At 35.3% G+C, this 21,005-nt stretch carries 10 protein-coding genes; 8 read left to right on the forward strand and 2 right to left on the reverse strand.

The window, feature by feature from the left end:
- Positions 1 to 229: 229 nt before the first annotated feature.
- Both AC3E9W_RS06585 and AC3E9W_RS06590 read right to left on the reverse strand, forming a co-directional pair.
- Positions 230 to 1,963, reverse strand: coding sequence for a RagB/SusD family nutrient uptake outer membrane protein (locus AC3E9W_RS06585; RefSeq protein WP_488767634.1), 1,734 nt, complete (start codon positions 1,961 to 1,963; stop codon positions 230 to 232).
- Between the two features lie 33 nt (positions 1,964 to 1,996).
- Positions 1,997 to 5,281, reverse strand: a complete 3,285-nt coding sequence (locus AC3E9W_RS06590) for a SusC/RagA family TonB-linked outer membrane protein (RefSeq protein ID WP_488767635.1) — start codon at positions 5,279 to 5,281, stop codon at positions 1,997 to 1,999.
- A 250-nt stretch (positions 5,282 to 5,531) separates the two neighbouring features.
- Here AC3E9W_RS06590 and AC3E9W_RS06595 point away from each other — a divergent pair, with 250 nt between their 5' ends.
- The 8 genes from AC3E9W_RS06595 to AC3E9W_RS06630 all read left to right on the forward strand — a co-directional run bounded on the left by AC3E9W_RS06595 (position 5,532) and on the right by AC3E9W_RS06630 (position 20,968).
- On the forward strand, positions 5,532 to 6,281 hold the full coding sequence (locus AC3E9W_RS06595; protein WP_488767636.1) for a DeoR/GlpR family DNA-binding transcription regulator: 750 nt from the start codon (positions 5,532 to 5,534) through the stop codon (positions 6,279 to 6,281).
- A gap of 298 nt (positions 6,282 to 6,579) precedes the next feature.
- A complete protein-coding gene (locus tag AC3E9W_RS06600; RefSeq protein ID WP_488767638.1) occupies positions 6,580 to 9,495 on the forward strand; it encodes an FAD-binding and (Fe-S)-binding domain-containing protein in 2,916 nt (971 codons plus the stop codon).
- 25 nt (positions 9,496 to 9,520) lie between these two features.
- Positions 9,521 to 10,348, forward strand: a complete 828-nt coding sequence (locus tag AC3E9W_RS06605; protein ID WP_488767639.1) for an alpha/beta hydrolase — start codon at positions 9,521 to 9,523, stop codon at positions 10,346 to 10,348.
- A 504-nt stretch (positions 10,349 to 10,852) separates the two neighbouring features.
- The gene (locus tag AC3E9W_RS06610; RefSeq protein WP_488767641.1) at positions 10,853 to 12,688 is read left to right on the forward strand and encodes an outer membrane protein assembly factor BamB family protein; all 1,836 of its coding nucleotides are present in this window, start codon (positions 10,853 to 10,855) and stop codon (positions 12,686 to 12,688) included.
- A gap of 306 nt (positions 12,689 to 12,994) precedes the next feature.
- Complete coding sequence (locus AC3E9W_RS06615; protein ID WP_488767643.1) at positions 12,995 to 14,476, forward strand: glycoside hydrolase family 10-like protein; 1,482 nt, start codon at positions 12,995 to 12,997, stop codon at positions 14,474 to 14,476.
- Positions 14,477 to 14,486: 10 nt separating this feature from the next.
- Positions 14,487 to 16,988, forward strand: a complete 2,502-nt coding sequence (locus AC3E9W_RS06620) for a beta-N-acetylhexosaminidase (protein WP_488767645.1) — start codon at positions 14,487 to 14,489, stop codon at positions 16,986 to 16,988.
- A 4-nt stretch (positions 16,989 to 16,992) separates the two neighbouring features.
- The gene (locus AC3E9W_RS06625) at positions 16,993 to 18,297 is read left to right on the forward strand and encodes a serine hydrolase domain-containing protein (protein WP_488767646.1); all 1,305 of its coding nucleotides are present in this window, start codon (positions 16,993 to 16,995) and stop codon (positions 18,295 to 18,297) included.
- An 808-nt stretch (positions 18,298 to 19,105) separates the two neighbouring features.
- Positions 19,106 to 20,968: a TonB-dependent receptor plug domain-containing protein gene (locus tag AC3E9W_RS06630; protein WP_488767647.1), complete on the forward strand. Its 1,863-nt coding sequence runs from the start codon at positions 19,106 to 19,108 to the stop codon at positions 20,966 to 20,968.
- Positions 20,969 to 21,005 lie beyond the last annotated feature (37 nt).

Consider the following 21,005-nt stretch of genomic DNA (forward strand, 5'->3'; position numbering starts at 1 on the left):
AATGGACTAATAAAATTACTATTTTATCGGAGTATATATGAATGTTTAAAGTAGATTGGGGAATCTAAAAAAACTAAGATTGAAAACATGAATTTTCAGGGCGAAATTTTATTGGGTCTTTTTTACCAGTCTCGTTTTGTTTAAAAAAGAGTATTTTAAAATACTGCCTCTAAAATTTCTCATTTCAGAGGCAGTTTATTATGGGGCAATTATCTGGTTTTTAAGTGTATTACCAGCCTGGATTTTGTTTTAATTCTACACCTTCTGCAGCGTATAAACTGATATCATTTGTAGGTATAGCAGTTAAGTAATTTTTTGGAGAAACAAATGGTCTTGTAACACCTGCAGCGTAAGGAATTACATATCCTTCTGCGTTTACTTTTGTTTTAGAATTAGTTCCTATCAAGGCAGGAATTTTAGCTCCTAAAGCAACATCAGGATTCGCATTTGTATCTAAGTAATCTCCTTTTTTCCAACGCATAAGATCTTCTTTTCTCATTGTAGTCCAGCTCATAAACTCGATTCTGCGCTCACGACGAATCTCCCATATAATTGGATTAACAATTCCTGAAATTTGTTCTAATGCTGCTGTTCTTTGTGGATCATCGATTTGTACTCCGTTAGCAGAAGCATTTGTACCATCTGTAGTCAAAGTAGCAATTCCTGCACGAGTACGAACTTTATTAAGAGATAAATTAAGATCTGCAGTAGTGATCGTTCCTAATTCGGCACAAGCTTCAGCATAATTTAAATATACTTCACTTAATGTGAAAACTGGAGCGTCAATTTGATTTTGGCCAATTGTTGAAACCTCTGTACCTGTTGTAGCAGGATTGTTGTATAATTGGAACACATAACCCGTAATAGAGGTCAAGCCAGTATAAGGTTTGTCAGAATAAGCATAATCTACATTGCTGAATGCTTTAGCGAATCGCGGATCTCTGTTGGCAAAAGTATTAGCAATAGTATTATCGCCTAAATATTGAGTATTGCCCGCTTGTTTGATTGGCAGTCCATTAGTAGTTACATAACTCTGTGCAGCAAATTTTGTCAATCCGTTTTGAACTGTAGAAGTATTGGTATAGGCTTGAACAGAATTTCCTAAAACACCTTTGATATATCTCTTTGTCAAGATTACTTCAGCATTTCCTAATAATTCTACAGAATTATAAAGCGATTTCCAGTCTGCGTTTAATTTGTACAAACTATTGTTCATTACTGCTAAAGAAGCGTCTTTTGCTTTCTGAAGATAAGCATTTCCATTCTGTCCACCATTGTATTTTCTGTAAGTACCTTCACTTAAACACACGCGGCTTAATAAGGCATAAGCAGTATATTTATTTACAGTAACATTGCTGTCATCAACGTTTAATAACATCGGAATTGCTTCTTCCAAATCTTTAATTACATTGTCAACCACTTCTGCTCTTGATAAAGCTGGCTTATATACGTTCGCATCACTTTGAGCTAAATATTCATCTGTATAAGGAACATCGCCAAACTGCTGTGCCAAACGGAAATAAGTATGCGCTCTAAAGAATTTAGCAACACCTATGTAGTGATTTTTCTTTGCCTGATCCATTGGTACATTAGGTACTCTTGCTAGCATAAGATTACAACGGCGAACCAAAGTATAGTATTCGTTCCAGTTTGCATTAGTTGCATTTGGAGCCGTTGGAAAGTTGGTAAAAACGTTATTAGCTAGGTTATCATCAATTAAACCTGTTCCTGAATGGAAGTAAAAGTCAGCTGTAGTACCTGCATTATTTCCATAACCGTTAAAGGTATTATAGTTCAACCAAGAGAATGTTTTTACGTTATTTTCTGAAGTCCAGAAATTGTCATCTGTAAACACATCTTCAGGTGGAGTGTCCAAAAAATCTGAACAGCTAACCGTTACACTTGCAATAGCGAACAAGGCAACTGTTAGTTTTATCCTAGAGTTTGTTATATATTTTCTCATTTTGATTAATTTTTTAAATTTTAAATACCTTTTTTAGAAAGCAAGTTGAATACCAAATGATATCGTTTTAGAATAAGGGAACGTTCTTCCCCATGCCGCTTCAGTTTCATTAATCTCAGGATCTACTGGCAATTTGCTGCTTTTCCAAGTTGCTAAGTTTAAGCCAGAAACGTACGGTCTAATTTTATCGATTCCGATTTTTTCGGTAATGCTTTTAGGAAAAGTATATCCAATCGTTACTGATTTTAAACGTAAATAAGACATGTCTAATAAATAACGTGACTGTGCCACAAAGTTGTTAGATCCAGGTGCATAAGTTCCAAAAGCATTTCCAGCATGGTTAGGGTACGGATTAGGGAAATAAGCATCTGTGTTTTCTGGTGTCCAGTAATCATTCTGGTTTACATACATAGCATCTGTTCTATTGTAGAATGGCAATACTAAATCAGAAGTCGCCCAGTATTCACGTTTACCAACTCCTTGAAAGAAAGCATCAACGTCAAATCCGTATAAAGCACCTCCTAAACGAATTCCATATTGGTAACGAGGAGTTGTATTACCAATAACTTTTAAATCTCCAGGTTTAAGAGCTGTTCCATCTCCTCTAGAGATTACACCATCGCCATCTAAATCTTTATACATTACATCTCCAGCGCCAAATTTAAAAGCACCAGTTCTAATGTTCTTATAATCAACACCATTTACGATTAATCCAGTTGCATCAATTTGATCTGTAGTTTGAATCAAACGATCTGTTTCTAATCCCCAGATTTCGCCCAATTTTTGACCTGCGTAAAAAGATGTAGTTGAGATCAGTTTAGCAGAGTTGTTCCATTCTGTTACTTCAGTAGTATTGTCAGAAAGTGTAAGATCTGCATAAACACTAATGTTTTGGTTGATTTGCTTGTTAAAGTTAAGCGCAAGCTCCCAACCTTTTGTTCTTAAATTTCCTGAGTTTGTATTGGCAGCAGCCTGACCAAATGAACCTGGAAGTGTTTTACCTGGAGCCAACATACCTTTAGTATCTCTTTGATAATAATCAAAAGTCAATCCAAGCATATTAAAGATACGAATATCAATACCAATATCCTGAGTAGTTACTTTTTCCCAAGTTAAATTAGGATCAACGTTTGTTGGCTGATTTACAGTTGGAGGAACAGTTGAACCGCTTCCTATCCAATAAGGGTTAGGATTAGTAGTAACATTCGTCATAACTGGTAAAAAGGCATTGTTAGCAATATTCTGATTTCCGATTGAACCAACAGATCCTCTAATTTTCAAATCATTTAACCAGCTTTTTGTACCTTCCATGAAAGCTTCTTCCGAAATTCTGTATCCAACAGAAGCAGAAGGGAAGAATCCCCATTGCTCATTTGTAGGGAATTTAGACGAACCGTCATAACGTCCGTTTACCTCCAAAAGATATTTTCCTTTGTAGTCATAATTCACACGTGCAAAGAATCCGGCAATGGCATATCTTGATAAACCTGGGTTTAAGATATCATTAGCCACAAGAGGTGCAGTAAATTGATCACCAATAGCTAGATTAAACTCTGGTTTGTTTTTATCCAAAAGTGTATTTCTACGCGCATAGGTTCTTTCTTGATCGTACCACTCCGTGTTTAAACCGCCTAATGCTTTAAAGTTGTGGTTTTCACCCAAAGTTTTAGTATAATTTGCATAAATATTGGCTACATTTCTAGTGTAAGATGTTTTAGCTTGCGCAACAAAATCATTTCCAACTTCCATAGAGGTAGGTTTTCCTGCAACTAAGTCAGCAGCGCTTGTCCACCAGTCCCAAAGCGGCACTTGACCACCATTCATTTTAAGGCTCGAAAAATTATTGTTTATACTATATTCTCCAATAAGATTAAAGTCTTTTGTAATTTGAGCCGTAAGTTTTCCGCTTATCCTCATATCATTTGACTTATTCTCATTTTGAGATGCGTTTGCCATATAACCTGGTGCATGTCTGAAATAAGTGCCATTGTAAGTACCATAAGGGAAATAAGAACCCCAACGCATATAATATCCAAAATATCCATTTCCAGCCGTATCAACACCATTGTTATAGTAGTTAAAAGGAGAATTATATTCTTGAAAAGTTCCCAATACTTTAAAATCTCCAGTAAGCCAGCTTGTTAATTGAGTAGTCATACCCATATTAAGACTGAATCTTTGATTGGTTTCGGTATTAATTTTCATTACACCATCTTGATTAGCAAGACCTAATGAAACAATAAACGAACTTTTTTCACCCAAAGAACCTTGCGCCGATAAATTATGAAGCGTTTGTATAGCATTCTTTTTTAGCATTTCAGCGTGCGGATCCCAGATTCTGTAAAAATATTCTCTACCACCAATTACGTCAAAATCCTCTCCTAAAATCATGTTTTTATCATTAGGATTTCTTGTTGCAGCATATTTTTCTTTCCAGTTAATGATACCTGGCAATAATGTTTTGTAGTTCATACCAAAAGATTCTGGATTGGCATTACCCGCTCTAGCTTGTGCCTCGATCATGGCAGGAAGCTCTACTGTAGGATCATTAAATTGAATCAAAGAAATTGGGTTGCTAATACCCGTATTTACGCTATAAGCAAATCGTACTTTGCCTTTTGCGTTTTTACCGCTTTTAGTAGTAACCAATATAACTCCAAATGCAGCACGTGCACCATAAATAGAAGCAGAGGCAGCATCTTTAAGAACAGACATCGATTCTACATCTTCTGCATTTAATAAAGAAAGATCACCCGGAACACCGTCAACTAAAATAAGTGGCGATCCTGAAACCTCTCCGTTTACAATAGTTCCGGCTCCACGAATATTTATTTTGGATTGTTTACCGATGCTACCTGAATTATAAGTAATATTAAGTCCTGGAGTAGTTCCCTGTAAACCTTTTGTAATATCTGTAACAGGAATACTTCCTAAAGCTTTTTTTACATCAACTTTAGCAACTGCACCAGTAAGATTTGCTTTCTTTTGCGAAGAGAATCCCACGACAACTACTTCATCTAACTTTGCAGCGCTTTCTGCCATGTCAACGTTGATTTTCTGTTGTCCTTCAACTTTCACTACCGCAGTTTCAAAACCCATGTAGCTAAAACTAAGGCTTCGTCCAGGAGCAACACTAATGCTGTAGTTTCCATCAAAATCTGTAGTTGTGCCATTTGAAGTTCCTTGAATAAGGACACTAACTCCGGGAAGAGGAAAGCCATCCTTCTTGTTTTTTACTGTTCCAGTAACCGTTTTTGCTTGTCCAAATACTGTTTGAATGCACAAAAACAACACTGAAATAAAGAGTAATTTTTTCATGATTAATCTGGTTTTTTATGGTTGTTGTTGAGCAAATATATTTAATTATTGCATACAAATGCGTTATTTTGTATTATTTTTCGAAAATAATTTTAAATAACGCAAAATAACGCAAATTTTGATTCGAATTATTTATTTGGTTTATTTTAAAAATTTAGTAAATGCATGATTTTGCAGTTTTAAGGGTCTTTTCTGATATAATTTGAAATATTTGATATATTTGTGATGAATTTTAACTTTTATAAAAAACATGCTGAAAGCCGAAAGACATAAATATATAATGACTAAGCTTATTGAAGACCAAAAAGTTGTTACAACAGATTTAGCTTTGGCTCTCGATTTGTCAGAAGATACTATAAGAAGAGATTTGAACGAATTGGACAGTAAAAAGCAGTTGGAGAAGGTCTACGGCGGTGCAGTTCAAGTTAAAGAAAAACCTGCAAATGTATTTGACATTGCGATAACTTCTGAAGAGGAGAAAAAGAAAATTGTAACAAAAGCATTGTCATTACTTCATGACGATCAGGTTATTATAATGAGCGGAGGAAGTACAAATTTGGTTTTTGCAAAGTTAATTCCTGCTGATTTAAAAGCTACTATATATACTTATAGTTTACCAATAGCGATGCAATTGTCTCAGCATCCGAATATCGATCTGATTTTTATTGGAGGGAAAATGCAGAAAAATGCAATGGTAACAATAGGTATGGATGTAATTCAGGTGGTGTCTAAAATTAAAGCCGACATTTGTTTTATCGGAGCCAGTAGCATCAATATAAAACAAGGGCTTACAGAAGTGGGTTACGAAATTTCTATAGTGAAAAAAGCAATGATAGAAGCTTCTGACAGAGTAGTTTCGATGTTTGCTTCTAATAAATTAAATACCAAAATGCCACACGGCGTTTGCGATCTTACGCAGCTGGACACAATTGTAACAGAATTGGATCCTGAAGATGAAAGGCTGGACGAATATAGAACATCTGGCGTTTTTATCTTATAATCTAAACGTATCTAAAATACTTTTTGCGTTTTGTTGCGTTTTTGTAATTTTACTATGTTAAAAAACGCAAAATAATGTATTTATATCTTTTTTGTATCTATATTTGTTAAAACTAATATTGTTAGTCAAATATATTTATGAAAACCATTGCTTCATTTGGAGGGAGTTCAAAGCTAGGCACTTTAATAAATATTGATTTCTAATTAAAATTAGAATTTGTTTTGTCATCGATCAGTTTTTAAAACTGAGTTTAGAAATAAAACATTATTAAAAAACCAAAAGCAACACAACCAATTCAATGTCCGATTCTCTTCAACTACAAGAATTAGAAAACTCCTTAGAAGGAACCCTTTTTTATGATGAACTTCATAAAAAAATATACGCCACAGATGCCTCTGCTTATAGAATTATGCCTCTTGCTGTGGCGATTCCGAAATCAGAAAATGATATTGTCAATATTATTCGTTTTGCTTCCAAAAATAAGATTTCAATAACGCCAAGAACAGCTGGAACTTCGCTTGCGGGACAAACAGTTGGAAGCGGTATCATTGTCGATGTTTCGAAACATTTCAATAAAATCATTGCTTTTGATCCTAAAAATAAAACCGTAACCGTTCAGCCTGGAGTAATTCGTGACGAGTTAAATTTATATTTAAAACCGCACGGATTATTTTTTGCACCGACAACATCAACCACAAATAGATGTATGATTGGCGGAATGGTCGGAAACAATTCTTCAGGAACAACTTCAATCCGTTACGGCGTTACTCGAGATAAAATTGTAGAAATAAAAGCCGTTTTAAGCGACGGATCTACAGCGGTATTTAAAGATTTAACTTCTGAAGAATTTATTGAGAAAACAAACGGAGATTCTTTAGAAAGTAAAATCTATAAAACGATCTACGAAGAACTTTCGAACAAAGAAAATCAGGAAGAAATTTTAAGAGAATTTCCAAAACCAGAAATTCACAGACGAAATACAGGTTATGCAATAGATGCATTACTAAATTCAGAACTTTTTTCGGGAACAGAAAATACCATCAATTTAGGAAAACTGCTTTGCGGAAGCGAAGGAACTTTGGCTTTTACAACAGAAGTGACTTTAAAAGCTGACGATCTTCCGCCGACGAATAACATTATGGTTGTAGCGCATTTTCATACTATTCAAGAAAGTCTAGAAGCTGTAGTTACTGCAATGAAACATCATTTGTACACTTGCGAAATGATGGACGATACGATTTTAGATTGTACCAAAACAAACAGAGAACAGTCTAAAAACCGTTTTTTTATTGTGGGAGAACCGAAAGCAGTTATCATGCTCGAAGTGGGATCGCACATTAGTATGGAAGATGCCGAACTACAAGCTGATGCTTTGATTAAAGATCTTCAAATTAATGGTTTCGGTTATGCATTGCCAAAGATTTACGGAGCTGATATTGAAAAGGTAAATGAAGTAAGAAAAGCAGGACTAGGACTTTTAGGAAGTATTGTTGGAGACGATAAAGCAGCCGATTCTATTGAAGATACTGCCGTAGAACTAAGCGATTTGCCAAATTATATCGCCGAATTTGCGGCCATGATGGAAAGTCAAGGACAAAGCGCGATTTATTATGCTCACGCTGGAGCAGGAGAGTTGCATTTGCGTCCGAAAATCAATTTGAAAACAAAAGATGGGTTACGCCAGTTTAGAAATTTATCGACTGAAGTGGCTCATTTAGTAAAAAAATATAGAGGTTCGTTAAGCGGTGAACACGGCGACGGAATTTTGCGCGGTGAGTTTTTGCCTTTTATGATTGGCGATAAAAACTACGAATTGCTGAAACGAATCAAAAAAGCATTTGATCCCGATACTATTCTGAATGTTGGAAAAATTGTAAACGCTTCTAAAATGGATGAAAACCTACGTTTTGAAGCTGGAAGAGTAGAACCGGAGATTAAAACAATTCAAGATTTCTCAGACAGTTTAGGAGTTTTACGCGCGGCAGAAAAATGCAACGGTTCGGGCGATTGTCGTAAATTGCCATCAGCGGGCGGAACTTTATGTCCGAGTTACCGAGCTACAAGAAACGAAAAAGATACTACGCGCGCACGTGCCAACGCTTTACGCGAATATCTGACGAATTCTGAAAAAGAAAATAAATTCGATCACGAAGAATTATATAAGGTTTTCGAATTGTGTGTTAGCTGTAAAGCCTGCGCAAGCGAATGTCCTAGTAATGTGGATGTCGCGACTTTAAAAGCCGAATTTTTATATCAATATCAGAAAGCAAACGGTTTTTCTTTCCGAAATAAAATATTTGCTTTCAATTCCAAATTGAATGAATTGGGAAGTATGGCGCCATCTGTTACCAATTGGGCTTCTAATCTTTCTTTCGTTAAAAAAAGAATGGGAATTGCACCAGAAAGACAAGTGCCTTTACTGGCTCCAAAAACGTTTAGAAAATGGCATCAAGCCAATAAGAAACTTTTTGCGAATAACGCTTTTGAAAACGGCAGCGTTTATCTTTTCTGTGACGAATTTACCAATTATTACGATGTTTCAGTCGGAATCGATGCTTACGAATTATTGACGAATTTGGGTTATAGAGTAATTGTAATTGATCACGAAGAAAGCGGAAGAGCTTTTATTTCGAAAGGTTTTCTAGAAGAAGCACAGGAAATTGCCAATAAGAATGTCAATACTTTTAAAAATATAATTTCAGAAAATACGCCTTTAATCGGTCTTGAACCTTCGGCAATTTTAACTTTTAGAGATGAATATTTACGATTGGCTGGAGATAAGGAAAGTGCCGAAAAAATAGCCAAAAACACTTTTACGGTTGAAGAGTTTTTCAAAAGAGAAATTACAGACGGAAAAATTCACGCAGGACAATTTTCTGAAAAAGAAAAAAGCATAAAGATCCACGGACATTGCCATCAAAAATCATTGAGCAGTGTTGAGGCTTCTTTTGCAATGCTGAATATTCCAAAAAATAATACGGTTACCATTTATAATTCGGGCTGTTGCGGAATGGCGGGTTCATTTGGTTACGAAAAAGAGCATTACGAAATCAGTATGAAGATGGGAGAAGATACGCTGTTTCCGAAAATCAGGGCAACAGAAGCAACAACAGCAATTGCTGCTGCAGGAACCAGTTGCCGCCATCAGATTTTTGACGGAACGAGCAGAAAAGCCCAACATCCGGTTACGATTTTAAAAGCATGTCTGAAATAATTATTTTAATTGAAATTCCAATAATATGAAGAAAACAATCTGCATCTTAATCTTTTTAGTTTCGCTATTTTCTGCCAAAGCAGCGCAGGTAGATACTATTCAGGTTTATAGTGCTTCGATGAAAAAGAACATCAAAACTTGTGTGATGCTTCCGGATAGTTATAAAAAAAGCAGCGAAAAATTTCCTGTAGTGTATCTTCTTCATGGTTACAGCGGTAATTATGGTTCTTGGGCAAAAGATTTTAAAGAACTTAAAAGACAGGTAGATTTATATAATTTTATTGTAATTGGCGTAGATGGAAATTATTCTAGCTGGTATTTTGACAGTCCAATTGATCCTACATTTAAGTACGAAACTTATGTAACGGGAGAATTGGTTCCTTACATTGACAAAAACTACAAAACAATTTCAAGTCGTGACGGCCGTGCTATTTCTGGTTTGAGCATGGGCGGACATGGTGCTTTATATTTATCTATTAAACATCAGGATATTTTTGGAGCAGCAGGAAGTATGAGCGGCGGAGTAGATTTTCGTCCGTTTCCTGATAACTGGGATATTAAAAAACGCCTTGGAACTATAAACGAATTTCCAGAAAATTGGAACAAAAACACAGTAGTCAATATGCTTGATTTACTGCCAAATAATAGTTTAAAACTAATTATTGATTGCGGCGTTGACGATTTCTTTATGAATGTCAACCGAGATCTGCATGCCAAAATGCTGGCAAAGAAAATAAATCACGATTATATCGAGCGTCCAGGAGAACATAATCTTAAATACTGGGAAAATGCTTTAAAATATCAGCTTTTGTTTTTTCATGATTTCTTCAACGAAAGTGTAAAAACAAAGTAACATAAAGTGCATTGCGAAACTACCGATAATTCGCAATACATAAATTTTGGTTGGTTATCCCTAACAGGTTTTTTTAAGCCTGTTAGGTTTTTTTCGCAACAGATTCACGAATTATATCTTTTGAATCTGCGAAAGCAACGAGAGGAAAGAATAGCCACAGATTATAAGATTAAAAGATTTTTTTTGCCACAAATTTCACAAATTTCCGCAAATTAAATCTGCTAGATCTGCGAGAGAAAAACTTTGCGAACATAGCGCAAATCCTTGTGTGCTTTGCGGTTAATTTTTAGCCATAAATTTCACAAATTTCCGCCAATTAATTTGCTTAATCTGTGAAATCTGCGAGAGAAAAACTTTGCGTCTTCGCGCCTTTGCGAGATAAAAAAAAAACAAAACTTTGCGAACGTTGCGTAAATCATTGCGCGCTTTGCGGTTAAGTGACACAGTAAATTCCGAAATAAGAACTGTTTAAAATAAATTATTGCTAATTAACTAAAAAGAACCATGAAACATCTATTTTTCAGAATACTATTGCTTTTTGTAATAACATCTGGATTTTCGCAGAATGCAGAAAAAAAGGAAATTATAAAATTTGTTCAACTTACAGACTTGCACGTTTCTGTAGGGAATGATAATGATTTTTTACTTCAAAATATTGTAAAAGAAATTAATAACTCAGATTTTGAATTTGTAATCGTAACTGGAGATTTAACCAATCGCGGTGCCGATGACGAGTTGAATGAAGTGCATAAAATACTTTCAACACTAAAGAAACCGTACTATGTAGTTTCAGGAAATCATGAAACCAATTGGAGCGAAAGCGCTGGACTGACGTATAAAAAATTGTGGGGAGAAGACCGATTTGTCTTTTCAAAAGGAGATTATGTTTTTATCGGATTTCCGTGTGGCCCTTATATGAAAATGGGAGACGGATTTGTTAAACACGAAGATATACTTTGGCTGGATAAAACCTTGCAGGACAATTTAAAAAACAGCAATAAAAAAGTATTGAATTTTGCTCATTATCCTTTAGATAACAGCGTGAGCAATTATAAAGAAGTGCTTTCAGTTTTACAAAAATATCCAACTGTAGCTACTTTTTGCGGTCACGGACATACTTTAAGAAAATACGATTTCTCTGGTTTGAGTGGTTTAATGGGAACATCGATTACTTCGCTTGACGGAAAAACAAAAAGCTACAATGAGGTTATTGTAAGTAAAGATAGTATTCGCATTTATCAGAAAGAGCTTGATAAGCCTGGCGTTTTTAAATTTGCTGTTCCATCAACACCTTCAAAAATTGAAATTCCGAAAGATAATCCAGCAAGCTTAAATCCTTTTATAAAAGATATTGCCTCAATTTACAATCTTCCGGCGTTTGATAAAAAGAACCTTTATTTTACAAATTCGCTTGGCGAAATTCAATCGGTTAATTTGAAGAATAAAGCAGTGAATTGGAAGATTCAGACTGGAAATTCACTTTATTTTTCGCCAATTGTAGTCAAAAATAATCTGATTGAAGGCACAATCGAAGGGAATATTTTAGGAATCGACACGCAAACAGGAAAGCAAAAATGGAGCACTTCTGTAGGCGGTGTTTTGGTTGGCTCTCCAATTGTTGAAAACAACAAATTATATACAGAAAGTTCTAGCGCATTTGTTTGTATTGATGCGGTTACAGGAAAATTGCTTTGGGAAAATAAACTGCCAAAATCGTATTCGCAGGGAATTCCTGTAATACATGGCGATAAAATTATTTATGGCGTTTGGGATTCTTACATTTACTGCCTTGATAAAAACACAGGAAATCTGATTTGGAAATGGAATAACGGAAACGAAAACCAAATTTTATACTCGGCTGGAAATGTTAATATGGTTGCAACAAAAAAGAGATTGTATTTTGTTACGCCTCAACGATTTCTGACTATTTTAGATGTTGAAACCGGAAAAACTCTTTTGAGAACTAATAAATGGAAAATTAGAGAATCGATGGGGAAAAGCAAGGATGGAAAATGGTTTTACGGTAAAACAATGGAAGGCGAACTTGTAAGAGTTCCATTAAGCGATGATTTGGAATTAACAGAAGAAAATGTAATTGCCCAAAGTAAAGTTTTGGATTTGAAATTAGGTTACGAGCATAATCCAGCAGGAATAATTGAAAAAAATAATAAAATCTATATCGGAAGTCGAAAAGGCGAAGTGATTATTGTGGATGCTGTAAAATTTGAAATTAGCAAAGTGCTTAATTTAGGAAGCTCAAGTGTAAACGGTTTTACTGTAGACAATAACGGAAAAGTGTGGACATCACTTATCGAAGGTGGAATTTACAAATTGGACTAACTTTTAATTGCTCGCAAAGTCGCAAAGACGCAAAGAATATTAAAAAAGCTTAAAAAGAAAAACTTTGCGTCTCTGCGCCTTTGCGCGATTAATAAAAAACTTAGCGAACATAGCGTAAATCTTTGCGCTCTTCGCGGTTAAATTTTCGCCACAAATTGCACAAATTTCCGCGAATTAAATCTGTTGAATCTGCCAAATCTGCGAGAGAAAAAAATTGCAACAGATTAAAAAAACTTAGCGAACATAGCGTAACTCCCTTGCGCTCTTTGCGGTTAAACATAACGATACTAACCCAAAATAATAATTATGAAAAGCATAAAAATCATAATTCTAGTTTTACTGATTCAAACCAAAATTTTCAGTCAACATTCTCCAAAGAGAGAAATGCGCGCCGCTTGGATTTCTACAGTAGAAAACATCGATTGGCCGTCTAAACCAGGTTTGTCAGACAAAGAAATGAAAAACGAAATGATTGCCATTTTGGATAATCTTCGTTCGTATAATCTAAACACCGTCATTTTTCAGATTCGCCCAACTGCCGATGCCTATTACAAATCGACAAAAGAACCCGCTTCGCATTGGATAACCGGAACTCAAGGCGTTGCTCCAGGTTTTGATCCGCTGCAAATGATGATTGATGAAGCAGGAAAACGCGGTATGAATGTGCACGTTTGGCTGAATCCGTATCGTGTGCAAAAAGATACGGTTAGAGATGTACTTTCAAAAAATCACTTATATTTTAAAAAACCAGAACTTTTCCTGACTTACGGAAAAACAAGATATTTTAATCCAGGATTACAAGAAACCAGAAATTTTGTTGCTTCTGTTGTGGGCGAAATTGTTCGTAAATACGATATTCAGGCAATCCACATGGACGATTATTTTTATCCATATAAAATTGAAGGACAGGAATTTCCAGATAATAAAGCTTTCGCTAAAGAACCGCGCCAGTTTAAAGACAAAGACGATTGGCGAAGAGACAATGTCGATTTAATCATCAAACAAATAAGAGATACTATAATTGCCAATAAACCAGAAGTTGAATTCGGAATTTCGCCTTTTGGAGTTTGGAGAAATATCGCCAAAGATTCTCAAGGCTCTAAAACTAATGCAGGAGCTACAAACTATGACGATTTGTATGCGAATATTTTAAAATGGCAAAAAGAAAACTGGATCGATTATGTTACGCCTCAATTGTACTGGCATATTGGTTTTGACCGCGCTAATTTTGAAGTTCTGGCAAAATGGTGGGCAGAACATAAATATGGAGCTAATGTGTATGTTGGTCATGGCGATTATAAAATTTCGACTTCGGCAAAAGAACCAGAGTGGAGAAGTCCCGATCAAATTGTAAAACAAATCGAAATGATTCGTAAACTGCCACAAATTGAAGGTTCGATGCATTTTACCGCTTCTAATTTTCTGAAAAAAGGAGATACGTTGAGAAAACCACTTCTTGAAAAAGAATACAAATACATTGCTTTAACTCCAGAAGCAAATAGAATTACAAGATTAAAACCAGAAGTGCCAACAAATGCAGTAATTGCTAAAAAAGGCAATAACGCAGTTTTGACTTGGAAAGCGGCACTAAATGACAAGAAATATGTGATTTACAGATTTCCAAAAGGAAAAATAACCGATTTCTCAAATTCTGAAAACATTTATTACGTGACAACAGCTTTAAAACTAGAAGTGTCAAATGCTGATTTGGAAAACTACGTTTATGCGCTCACTGCTTTGAGTCAGACCCAGACAGAAAGCAGTCCGATTGAATTTTCAGTAAAATAAAAATATAGAAATGAGAAAAAGTATTCTCCTAATTGCCCTATTTCTAAGTTCGTTAGGTTTTGTACAAGCCCAAAAATTAGATATAATTCCGAAACCAGTTTCCGTTCAGCAAAGTGCTGGTCAGTTGGTTTTGACTTCGCCACTAAAAATAGTTGTAGATAAAAAACTAAAAAACAGTGCCGATTATATTGCTGCAAGTCTTTCAAAAAATACAGGAATTAATCCGATAGTTTCGATTGGAAAAAAGCACGGAAAAAATAGCATTTCATTTTTAGTAGATAAAAAAATAAACCTTCCGAATGAAGGTTATCAATTAGAAATAAGCGAAAAAGGAATTTTCGTAAAAGGAAAAACTGCAAACGGAGTTCTAAACGGACTCCAGACTTTATCGCAAATTTCTTCTGCAAAAGAAGTAAAAAAAGGAACTGTTCCATTTGTGAAAATTGAAGATTATCCTCGTTTTGACTGGCGCGGAATGATGCTCGATTGTTCAAGACAATTCTTCGATAAACAAACCGTAAAAAATTATATCGATTGGCTGGCGGCTCACAAAATGAATGTTTTCCACTGGCACTTAACCGATGATAACGGTTGGAGAATCGAAATTAAATCTATGCCAGATTTAACTTTAAAAGGTGCTTGGAGAGGCCCAGGCGAAGTTTTACTGCCCTCTTACGGTTCTGGAGACAAACGTTACGGAGGCTTTTATACGCAAGAAGACATTAAAGAAGTAGTCGCTTACGCAGCCAATCGTGGAATTTCAGTAATGCCAGAAATTGAAATTCCTGGGCATTCTCGTGCGGTAACGGCTTCGTATCCAGAAGTAGGTTGCGCTATAACGCAGGAACTGAAAAGTGTACAAGGAGAAGTGAAAAATGTTTGGTGCGTGGGTCGCGAAGAGAATTATGAACTTCTGGACAACATTATAAAAGAAGTTTCTGGATTATTTCCTTTCGAATATATTCATGTTGCAGGAGACGAAGTGAATCGCGCCAATTGGGAGCATTGCCCAAAATGTCAAGCTTTGATGGCGAAAGAAGGATTTACAGATAGTTTTCAGCTTCAGAATTATTTCTTTAGAAGAGTTCAGAAAATTGTAGACAAATACCATAAAAAAACAGACGGCTGGAATGAAATCCTGAAAGGTGGAGAAATCGACCCGAACACGCTGATTTCTGCTTGGCAGGGAATCAGTTACGGAATTGAATCGGCTAAAAAAGGATACAAAACCATTATGATGCCGGGACAATTTACGTATTACGATATGGCGCAATCAGAAACAGAACGCGGTCATCGTTGGGCGGCGATTACAGATACAAAACGCGCTTATTCGTTTGAGCCAATTCCAGATGCAGATTTAACGCCTGAAGAACAAAAAAATATAAGTGGAGTTCAAGGTGCTTTGTGGAGTGAATATTTGGATCGTCCAGCAAGAATTATGGAATACCAAAGTTATCCAAGAATTTGTGCTTTGTCTGAAATTGGTTGGTCTAAAAAAGAAGATAAAAACTGGGATGATTTTTATGGAAGATTGACCAACAGTCATTTGCAAAGATTGGCTGATATGGGAATCGCTTTTAGAGATTTTGCTCCAACAGCCATTTATAAAAACGGAATTATTACGGTAACATCTCCTTATGAAGGTGCTGTTGTGCGATTTGATAAAGATGGAAATGAGCCAACAAGACAATCGCCATTATATACAGGGCCAATTCAGACGAAAGATTACGAGCAATACAGGTTTATAGTTTTCTTTAACGAAACTTCGGCAAGTCCTGCGGTTAAAGTGGAGAAATTGCCTGTTGCTAATTGGAATACTTCGAAAGTTGAAGTTTTAACTGTTTCGGAAAATATTTCAGAACATGTAGATAAAAAAGGGATTTGGTATTTGAGTTTTAATCCAACAGATGACGGTGTAAACGGTACAATTAAAAATGTTTCTCTTTTTGAAAATGATAAATTATTGCAGACGTATTCAGATGAAAAGTCTTTGAAATCAAAACCTCGTTTGAGATTTTTGATTGAAAATTATAATGAAAAAAATACGTACAGATTAGAATTTACGGTAGAAAATAAAGAAGAGAAAAAATCGGCAGCCAATGTAAAATTTACTTGTACGCCATATCAGGAACCAGAAGTGAAAGTGACTTCTTCGATGGCAGAAAATCCGAAGTTTCCAATTTCAAATCTACAAGATTATAACGAAGAATCCTATTTGCGTACCGATGTAGCGTGCAAAGATGGCGACTGGATTTTGTACACTTTTGCAAATCCGGTAACTTCCTCTAAAATTGATGTTTTAACTGGAGTTCCGCATCACCCGAGATTTATAATAAACAACGGTTTTGTAGAGTTTTCATACAACGGAACGGATTTTATAAAAGGCGATAATTTTGATTACGGAAACGCGTCAATTTATCCGAAACAGCCTGTAAAAGCGGTTAGAATAAAAATTACAGGAACCAATAACGAACCTTTGATGGCAGGACAGGACTTAAAAATTAATCCATAGAAATATGAAAAATATTGGTGTCAAAATTATAATTGTTTCCTTGATTTTTCTGGGAACAAAAGGGTATTCTCAGAGAAACTCAAAACAATCTTTTGATGTAAAACGAAATGAAGTTTACATTGATTCGATGATGACCAATGCGCTTGAAAAAGGCTTTTTTCCTGGAGCACAAATTATTGTGGGAACTAAAGATGAAAATCTGATTTTAAAAAACTACGGTTTTCATGATTACACTAAAAAGCAATTAGTAAAATCAGAAGATGTCTTTGATTTGGCTTCAATGTCTAAAGTTTTAGGAGCGACTTTGGTAACTATGCGTTTGGTTGGTGAGGGAAAACTAAAGCTTACAGATCAAGTTGGCGAAATTGTTCCGATGTACAAAAACACAGCCATTGCCGATTTGACGCTTTTTGAATTGCTAACGCATACTTCTGGATTAACGCCAAGTATTACTTTTTATCAGGCGTTGCTTTCTACGCCAGACAATTCGCCTTTGCTGAGCAATCAGAAATCAGAGCAATATGTTGAGCCGTTTGATATTATGTTTGTCAATAAAAACATTGTTTACGATTCTAAATATTTGGCTTTTGAACCAAAAGAAAATTGGATTCAGGTTTATAAAAACATGTGGCTGAATCCAGAATTTTATCCGTCGGTTTACGAAAGGATTGCAAAGGCAAATACCAATCCGAGAGGAAAATATTTGTATAGTGATTTGAATTTGCTTTTGGTGAAGCAAATGATTGAAACTAAAACAGGAAAGAAATTAGATTACTTCACAAATGAAATTTATACAGAATTAGGCATTTCAAAAATTGGCTATAATCCGTTAAAATGGACTTCGATAGATGATGTCATGCCGACTGAAGTAGATAATCTTTTTAGAAAAGATACCATAAAAGGCTATGTACACGATGAAGCGGCTGCGATTTTTGGTGGCGTTTCTGGAAATGCAGGTTTATTCGCAAACGCCGAATCGATTGCCGTAATCTGCAAAATGCTACTGAATAACGGGACTTATAAAGGCAAACAAATTTTAAAAGCGAATGTCGTAAAAGAGTTTACAGATTCTCCGCTTGCAAAAAATGGAATTTATAGAGGTTTAGGTTTTGATAAAAGAAAACCAGACGAATTTTATAAAAAAGATGATTTCGGACATACGGGTTTCACAGGAACTTTCTTCTTCATGAATCCTGATAACGGTAGGTTTTTAATTATTCTAACCAATCGCGTTAATCCAACGCGAACAAATAGATTAATGTATAAAGACGATTTTACAGCTAAAATTTGGAGAGAGATTAATAGATAAGTTTTTGCCACAGATTGAAAGGATTAAAAATGATTTTTTTGTTTCACGCAGATTAAATTGATTTAAGCAGATCTTCTAAATAAAAAATCTGCGTAAATCTTTATTCGGTATCTCAATCTGCTAAATCTGCGGGATCTGCGAGAAAAAAAATAGCCACAGATTGCAAAGGTATTTTGTCTCTCGCAGATCCCGCAGATTTAGCAGATAATTTTTAAAGAAATCTGCGGAAATCTTTATTCGGTTTCTAAATCTGCTATATCTGCAAAATCTGCGAGAAAAAAATAGCCACAGATTGAGAGGTTTTATTCGCCACGAATTCACGAATTATTTTTAAAATCTTTATGGTAAGCCATGCTGAATTACCCGAATTATTGCGAATGAATTAGTGTAATTCTGCGTTTTTTTTCATACAGATCGGAAAAAATAATTCGTGAATTGCTTCGCCTGTTCGCTATCGCTCGGGTCGTGGCTAAAAAAATCTGCGAAAATCTTTATTCGGTTTCTAAATCTGCTATATCTGCAAAATCTGCGAGAAAAAAATAGCCACAGATTGAGAGGTTTTATTCGCCACGAATTCACGAATTATTTTCCAATCAGGTTGAATATATTTATGCGATTCGATTATTTGCCACGAATTATTACGAATATATTAGTGTAATTCAGCATGGTTTATCACAAAAGATTTTAAAATAATTCGTGAATTCGTGGCTAAAAAAAAGAATTTCAACCGGACTATCTATAATTACAAAACTGGTATGCTTGATTGGTACGGTAAGAAACTACTTTTGCCAAAAAATAGCAAACCAAAATGAAAAAAATCTATTTTGCTGTATTTACAGTAATTTGTACCAATTTTTACGCACAGACCAAGAACGATTCCATTAACCAAATGGATGAAGTTATTATTAATGAAGGGCGTTTTAACACGCCAATTTCCAAACAAAACAGAAACGTCTATGTAATTTCTAGCGAAACCATAAAAAAACTGCCTGGAAGAACATTACAAGAAGTATTGCAATATGCCAACGGAGTAGATATTCGCCAAAGAGGGCCTTTTGGAACTCAAGCCGACATTAGTGTTGATGGCGGAAGTTTTGAGCAGACTGTTGTTTTGCTAAACGGCGCAAAAGTAATCGATTCGCAAACGGCACATAATATGCTGAATCTGCCTCTTCCGGTTGAGGCGATCGAAAGAATTGAAGTGGTTCGTGGTCCGGCAGCGAGAATTTACGGAATTAACAGTTTAACGGGAGCGATTAATATCATTACAAAAAAGCCAACCGATTCTGGATTTATGGTAAGCACTTATGCAGGTTCTAATTTCGAAAAAGACACGCAAGATACAGGAGATACTTTTTACGGAGCAGGAATTCAGGCTGGGGCAGTTTTAGGAAAAGAAAAACAGCAGCATTTAATTTTTGCTTCACACGATAAAAGTAACGGTTACCGTTACAATACAGCATTCGAAAACAATAAAATTTTCTATCAAGGAAATGTGCAGATCAATGATAAGAATGAAATTTTATGCTCTGCAGGTTACATCAACAACGGATTTGGTGCTAACGGATTTTACGCTGCGCCGGGAGATAGAAATTCTACTGAAATTGTGCAGACTACATTTGCCAATCTTCAGTCGAATCATCAAATTACAGACAGCTGGAAAATTATGCCAAGAGTAACGTATCGCTACAATTATGACGATTACCGTTATTTAGGAAATTCAAATTTAGCAGTTGGAAGAAGCCAGCATTATACAAATTCTATTGCAGGAGAATTGAACTCTACAGTGAAATTGTCTAAAGGAGAAATTGGATTTGGAGCTGAATTTAGAAGCGAAAATATTCACTCTTCAAACATTGGAGATCACGATCGCGAAAATGTTGGACTTTATGCAGAATACAGAACAAGTTTTACCGAAAAACTAGATGTAAATATCGGAACGTATTTAAACTATAATTCCGATTATAAATGGCAGATTTATCCAGGAATTGATGCGAGTTATGCGATTACAGACGCTTTTAAAATTATTGGAAATGTGGGAACAAGCCAAAGAATTCCGTCATTTACTGATTTGTATTTGAAGCAAACAGGAAACATTGGAAACGCAGATTTAGATTCAGAAAATGCTTTTCAGAGCGAGATCGGATTTAAATACAATAAAAGAGCTTTGAGTTTTAATGCTAATTATTTCTACAGAAAAATTGACAATTATATCGACTGGATGCGTAATCTTACGACACAGCCGTGGCAAAGTCAGAACACTGGAGATTTGAATACCAACGGAATCAATTTGCGTGGAACTTATAGATTTGATTTTTCTAAAGATTCTAGATTGAATATTCTTTTAGGATACACGTATTTGGATTCTGAATTCAAAACCATGCGTACAGAAACGTATTCAAAATATGCCATTTCATCCTTAAAACATCAAATTACCAACACGATAGATTATCAGTTTAAAAACTTATCGGTAATGTTTGCAACTCGTTTTAACGAAAGAATTACTGGCCCGTCTTATTGGGTAAATGATTTTAGAGTAAGTCAGACAATAAATAAATTTACTATTTTCTTAGACGGACAAAATATATTTAATGCAACTTATTATGAAGTTGGAGCAGTACCATTGCCTTCTAGATGGTTTACTTTGGGAGTAAAACTGGTTACTTTTTAAAAATACTTTTATTTAGGATTAGATTGTTATAAAAGCC

It is taken from the genome of Flavobacterium sp. 38, assembly GCF_057799715.1.

Coding starts and splice junctions, on each gene's coding strand:
- AC3E9W_RS06590 (WP_488767635.1), bottom strand. CDS start 5,281: ATGAAAAAATTACTCTTTATTTCAGTGTTGTTTTTGTGCATTCAAACA.
- AC3E9W_RS06625 (WP_488767646.1), top strand. CDS start 16,993: ATGAAAAATATTGGTGTCAAAATTATAATTGTTTCCTTGATTTTTCTG.
- AC3E9W_RS06630 (WP_488767647.1), top strand. CDS start 19,106: ATGAAAAAAATCTATTTTGCTGTATTTACAGTAATTTGTACCAATTTT.
- AC3E9W_RS06600 (WP_488767638.1), top strand. CDS start 6,580: ATGTCCGATTCTCTTCAACTACAAGAATTAGAAAACTCCTTAGAAGGA.
- AC3E9W_RS06610 (WP_488767641.1), top strand. CDS start 10,853: ATGAAACATCTATTTTTCAGAATACTATTGCTTTTTGTAATAACATCT.
- AC3E9W_RS06615 (WP_488767643.1), top strand. CDS start 12,995: ATGAAAAGCATAAAAATCATAATTCTAGTTTTACTGATTCAAACCAAA.
- AC3E9W_RS06595 (WP_488767636.1), top strand. CDS start 5,532: ATGCTGAAAGCCGAAAGACATAAATATATAATGACTAAGCTTATTGAA.
- AC3E9W_RS06585 (WP_488767634.1), bottom strand. CDS start 1,963: ATGAGAAAATATATAACAAACTCTAGGATAAAACTAACAGTTGCCTTG.
- AC3E9W_RS06620 (WP_488767645.1), top strand. CDS start 14,487: ATGAGAAAAAGTATTCTCCTAATTGCCCTATTTCTAAGTTCGTTAGGT.
- AC3E9W_RS06605 (WP_488767639.1), top strand. CDS start 9,521: ATGAAGAAAACAATCTGCATCTTAATCTTTTTAGTTTCGCTATTTTCT.